The 250-nt window shown below is 69.2% G+C and carries 1 pseudogene; it reads right to left on the reverse strand.

Annotated elements, in window-relative coordinates:
- Positions 1–250, reverse strand: a pseudogene (locus EXE45_RS20635) (ArsR family transcriptional regulator); the annotation flags it as partial.

The raw sequence follows: 250 nt of genomic DNA on the forward strand, positions 1-250 counted from the left end.
GCCGGCCGTCCATCCGGCCGGCACAGGTGTAACAGAACCCGTCGATGACGCCGCGGATAACGTGGCACATCCACCGGTCGAAGGCGAGCGGGAGCTCCTCGGGCTCGAACTGGTCGAGGCTGCCCGGCGGGAACCCGAAGTCGTTGTGGAAGTCCTCGCATGCGGTACAGTCGACGCTCGCGGTCTCCTCGGCGTACTCCGCGACGAGGCCACCTCCGCAGACGGGGCAGCTCCCCTCGACGGGGATGGC

This window comes from Halorubrum sp. SP9, assembly GCF_005435015.1.
GTDB classification, from domain to species: Archaea; Halobacteriota; Halobacteria; order Halobacteriales; family Haloferacaceae; genus Halorubrum; species Halorubrum sodomense.